At 59.5% G+C, this 4828-nt stretch carries 4 protein-coding genes; 2 read left to right on the top strand and 2 right to left on the bottom strand.

The window, feature by feature from the left end; translation table 11 throughout:
- A partial coding sequence (locus tag VJV58_RS04230) for an AsmA-like C-terminal region-containing protein (RefSeq protein WP_324136094.1) occupies nucleotides 1–1630 on the top strand: 1630 nt, incomplete at its 5' end.
- Between the two features lie 60 nt (nucleotides 1631–1690).
- On the opposite strand, the gene VJV58_RS04235 is transcribed toward VJV58_RS04230, so the two are convergent.
- Both VJV58_RS04235 and VJV58_RS04240 read right to left on the bottom strand, forming a co-directional pair.
- Nucleotides 1691–2650: an alpha/beta hydrolase gene (locus VJV58_RS04235; protein ID WP_324136095.1), complete on the bottom strand. Its 960-nt coding sequence runs from the start codon at nucleotides 2648–2650 to the stop codon at nucleotides 1691–1693.
- A 166-nt stretch (nucleotides 2651–2816) separates the two neighbouring features.
- Nucleotides 2817–4049, bottom strand: coding sequence for an NAD(P)/FAD-dependent oxidoreductase (locus tag VJV58_RS04240; protein ID WP_324136096.1), 1233 nt, complete (start codon nucleotides 4047–4049; stop codon nucleotides 2817–2819).
- 158 nt (nucleotides 4050–4207) lie between these two features.
- On the opposite strand from VJV58_RS04240, the gene VJV58_RS04245 reads away from it, so the two are divergent.
- Nucleotides 4208–4828 (top strand): class I SAM-dependent methyltransferase (locus tag VJV58_RS04245; RefSeq protein ID WP_324136097.1); only part of this gene is annotated, 621 nt, incomplete at its 3' end.

The raw sequence follows: 4828 nt of genomic DNA on the forward strand, positions 1-4828 counted from the left end.
CGATAGTGGGCGCACATTGCTCGCATTGCTGGGATTGGATCACGCGATCGGGATGAACGACCGCCCGGCGCAATTCGCAGGGTCGGTTACGGGCGCGTGGGGCGCGCCGTTGCGTCTGAAGGCAAGATTGTCGGCAGCTGACATGCAGGCCGAAGCACAGGGGACCGCCGAACCATGGGCGCAGGACGCTAAAGCGAACTTCGACCTGAGCATTCGTGGTGTCAGTCTCGGGCCATTGCTTGATCTCAAGCCGACGGACACCCTGGCACAGAATATCAACCTGTCTACGCGTGTGTCGCTGAACAAAGGAAAGCTGACGTTCGACGATGTCGATACCGCGATTGCCGGCTCGCGGCTGCGTGGACGCCTCGCGGTCAGCCTTGATGGCGAAAAGAATGTCGAGGGCGAAATCGGCCTTGATACGCTCGATCTCGGGCCTGCCTTCGCACTCGCCATTGGAGGTGGCGGACACGATGGGACTGAGCCGCTCGGCGCCGGACTGTTGAAAGGCTGGCGCGGCCGTGTCGCCTTTCAGGCGCTGCGCGGTGTATTGCCCGGCGGAAGTGAGCTGCGCCCGGTCAGTGGCGCGATCAAGAGCAACGGTCAGTCGTTGAGCTTCGACACCATCAAGGGCGGAATTGGCGGCGGCGAATTGGCTACCGACGTCGACGCCAGGCAAGGCGCCAATGGAATCGTATTGAACGCGCGGGCTCAACTCTCAGGCGTCGATGGCTCGGCGCTGCGCTATCACAACCTGATATTGCCTGCCGGCCGCACCTCGATGCAGATGACGCTGATGACCCAGGGCCGCAGCGCCGTCGCTTTGGCCGGGGCGCTGTCGGGAAGCGGAACCATCACCCTTCAATCTGCCCGCATTCCCGGACTCGACCCGCGCGCCTTCGATGTCGCAATCCGCGCCAGCGATAACGGGCAGGCGACGGACGACGCCAAGTTACGGCAGATCATTGAGCCCGTGCTCTCGGCCGGCGCGTTGTCGATCAAGTCGGCGCAAATTCCATTCACGGTAGGCGATGGGCGGTTGCGCGTCGGCGCGACTACGCTCGAGGCCGATGGCGCGCGCGCTACAATATCCGGTGGCTATGATATTCCGGGCGAGCAGGCCGACATTCGGGTCAGCCTTGCCTCCACGGATGCGGGTCAATCAGCCAGCCGTCCGGAGATTCAGCTCTTCGCCGTCGGCTCGCCCGACGGGCTTCATCGCACAATTGACGTGGCATCGCTGTCATCTTGGTTGGCGGTGAGGGCAATTGACCGCGAAACCCGAAGGCTAGACTCGCTCGATCACGGCGAGCGGACCCCGTCGCTCCGGCCGGCTTCAATCCCCTCGGTTGCGGCGACGCCAAGTTCGGCCGCAACGCCGGATCCCGCGATTCCAGATCCACCGACTTCGGAACTGCCGCCCAGCCCGCGGCGCATTCCGCTGAAGCCCAGAAGCACTGCGCGGCCTACGCCCGCTCCTCCCGCCTACGCTGCGCCGGTCATGAGCCAGCAACTGGCGCCACTGCCGCCGCCGATCGAGGTTCGCCCCGTTCCCGGTGCTATCGCTCGCCCGCCGAAACCGAGACCGCCGCTGATGTTGGTCCCGCCCATGCCGGTCCCGGGGCGGTAAGCCGAGCCGGGTCGGCGGACGTCCGCTTGCACGCCCATGCGAAAGTGCCGGAGCTGGCCTTTACAGACCTTTGAGAAAAGCGATCAATAAGTCGTTCACGACCGATGCACGCTCTCGCTGTACCCAGTGTCCGGCACCCTCGAGAATGTGACAGCCGCGCAAATCCAACAAAGTATTACTGAAGTTGGCGATCTGAGGTTTCGAACTGGGAAACTTGAGGACGTCATCGCGCTCACCGGCAATGAACAGCGAAGGCTGCCGGATGACCACGCCACGCCATGGCGCCAACACCTCCCATGAACGAGTGATATTTCGGTACCAGTTCAAACCGCCACGGAAGCCGGTGCGCGAGAACTCCGCGACGAAGTAAGCGACATCTTCAGCGTCCAACCAAGACGGCAGGGTCTTCGGATCGACGAGGTTGTCCAGGAAGCCTTGGTTGGGCTCGAGCACTCCGAACGCGACTCGATCCGGCCCATCGCCTGAGCCAGAATAATTGATACGTCGGATTGACGTCGCGACGTCGCGCTCCAACTCCTTCTCCGCCACGCCCGGAGTCTGGAAATACTGCATATAGAACGTATGAATGCCCGCCTTCTTTAGAGCGTCGAGCAAGTTCACAGGTCCCGGTGGGGAGAAAGGCACGCTCATGCCGACCACAGCTCGGAAAACATCGGGTCGAAGCATTGCCGAATTCCAGGCCACGGGCGCACCCCAGTCGTGACCTACGATCACGGCCTGCTTTTCGCCCAGCTGTTTAACGAGCTCCACCATATCTCCCACCAGGTGCAGAACTGTATAGGCGGTGGGATCTTCCGGCGCGGTGGTGCCGCCGTAGCCGCGCATGTCGGGTGCCACGGCCCGATAGCCTGCGTTGGACAATGCAGCAAGCTGCGACCGCCACGAGATCCAAAGCTCCGGGAATCCGTGGCAGAGCAAAACCAGCGGGCCGCTGCCCTGCATGGCCATCTGCATGCGCAACCCGTTGACTTCAAGTGTTTGCAGCGTGGGTTGCGTCATGTTGGCCTCGATACGTCGGTGATTTCAGAGTTTGTCATGGTCGCATTCCCCTTCGCGGGTAAGGCAAAAGCCATCCCGGTGTTTCCTGAACGAGCTTGTGCAACCGTAAAGCTTCGGAGATTCAGCCGGCTTCACGCTTGATCGAGACTCGCGCACGTTTTCAGCGCTACGGCGCTATCAGCTTCTCGATTGTCTCCGGCAAGTAAGCTTCAGCCGGCAACCGTTCAGGCCCGATCAATGTCGCGGGCAAGGGGGACAATTGGCGTTGCATCGACCTCTGGCTGACTCTTGCCCTGCGGTGTCTGGCCTCATCACCGAACTCTACCCTGAGCTTGGTCGCCAGACGCCCCGTAATTCTCAAACGGCGCATTCTCTCTCTTCGTTCTTCAACATACGGCAGAAAATCAACTCGATCCAAATTCTTGGTTGAAATTAGAATGTCGCTGACGATACGGACATCTCTCGCCGCGATTGAAAGGCCCTGTCCCGTTATTGGATCGTTGTGCCCGGCAGCATCGCCAATAAGAACGATTCCGGTAGTAGTCGGATCGTCAACCCAGTGATCTTCATTGGAATAAGAATTGAACGTGCTGACGGGCAAGCCGCCGAGTATGGCCTCCGAATAGGGCAAACAATTCAGCCGGAATGCCTGCAAAAGCCGAGCTTCTCTATCGGGTCCGGCAAACTTTGCCCGGTCCGCAAAATCGTAACATGCGTAGAGGCGAACCATGTCCTTTCCTTGCGGAAAAACGAAGTAATGAAATCTGTCCTCGGTTCCGATCGCCTGCACTTGCCGAGGCCAATCGGGTACATTTGCTACCAGCATTCCGCCCAGAAGGTTATGTGGTTCGTCCGCCAACACGGGAAATCCGAGCTGCTTTCTGACTGCTGAATTGCGCCCATCGGCTCCGATAACAACCCGAGGCCTCAGCTGCACTGTTTGTCCATTAGACGAGAAAGCTACTGTCGGTCCGCTTCCTGCGGTCACTTCGATCTTTTTGATGCCGGTCAGGACGTGTGCACCCGATTCCTTTGCAGACGCGGAGAACACGTTGCACATTGTTGGGTGACCGATGCATATGGCGCCCGGAATTTCCGGCAGCAGGTTTCTAAAATCCAAGGCCCGCTGTTCGGCGACTTCTGGTGACCAGTTTTCGTCGTAGGGCACGTTGCGCTGTACATCGATGGCGCCATTCTCGTACAGCAGGTCTATAAGCCCAAGCCGTTTGAATTCGACAACTCCCCAAGGCGCAATCCATTCGCCTCGCACGCGATCGGGGTAGATCGTTTCGCGCTCCAGAACGACGACTTCCAGGCCGTTCCTGGCCAGTATGGTGGCCATGGTGCCACCGGCAATTCCTCCACCCACAATTACGACATCAGGCGACAAACCGGCCATGTAAAATCTCTCCAAGCCAGAAAAAAGAAAAAACAATCAGCTATTATGATCATGATTGCCGGGAAAATTCAAAGGCTGGTCCCAACCGCCTATACTCAAGCATTACGGGTCCTGAGGCCAAGACCTCACAGGACCTCCAGATGTGAAGGAGATTGTTGATGCCCGACAATCAACTCCGGTTCGATGATGGCGCCGTTTACGAGCAGCTGATGGGGATCTGGAGCCGGAAGGCCGGAGATGTTTTCCTGGATTGGTTGGCGCCGCCCCGAGATTTACGATGGATTGACGTCGGCTGCGGCAACGGTGCGTTCACCGAACTGCTCCTCGAACGATGCGCTCCGATGGAAGTACAGGCGATCGATCCATCGGAAGGGCAACTCGCGTTTGCACGTACCAGACCAGCTGCGGGTCTCGCCAAATTTCGTCAGGGCGACGCGATGGCGCTTCCGTTTCCGGTGGGAAGCTTTGACGCGGCCGTCATGGCGCTGGTGATTGTGTTCGTTCCCGAGCCCAAAAAAGCAGTCGAAGAAATGGTTCGAGTGGTTCGCCCTGGTGGCATGGTCGCGACGTACATGTGGGACATGTTGGGCGGCGGATTTCCACTAGACCCGGTGCACATCGAGATGCGCGCCATGGGTCTTGCGCCCCCGCGGCCGTCGCGCATGGAGGCCTCCAGAATGGAAGCGCTACGTGATCTGTGGACAGACGTCGGTCTCGAGGCAATTGAGACGCGCGAGATCGTGGTGCAACGAACGTTCTCGGACTTCGACGAATTCTGG

This window comes from Bradyrhizobium sp. (genome assembly GCF_035273305.1).
GTDB lineage: Bacteria > Pseudomonadota > Alphaproteobacteria > Rhizobiales > Xanthobacteraceae > Bradyrhizobium.

What these genes read in the sequence shown, in the direction of transcription:
- VJV58_RS04235 (WP_324136095.1), bottom strand. Translation starts at nt 2,650, where the DNA reads ATGACGCAACCCACGCTGCAAACACTTGAAGTCAACGGGTTGCGCATG.
- VJV58_RS04240 (WP_324136096.1), bottom strand. Translation starts at nt 4,049, where the DNA reads ATGGCCGGTTTGTCGCCTGATGTCGTAATTGTGGGTGGAGGAATTGCC.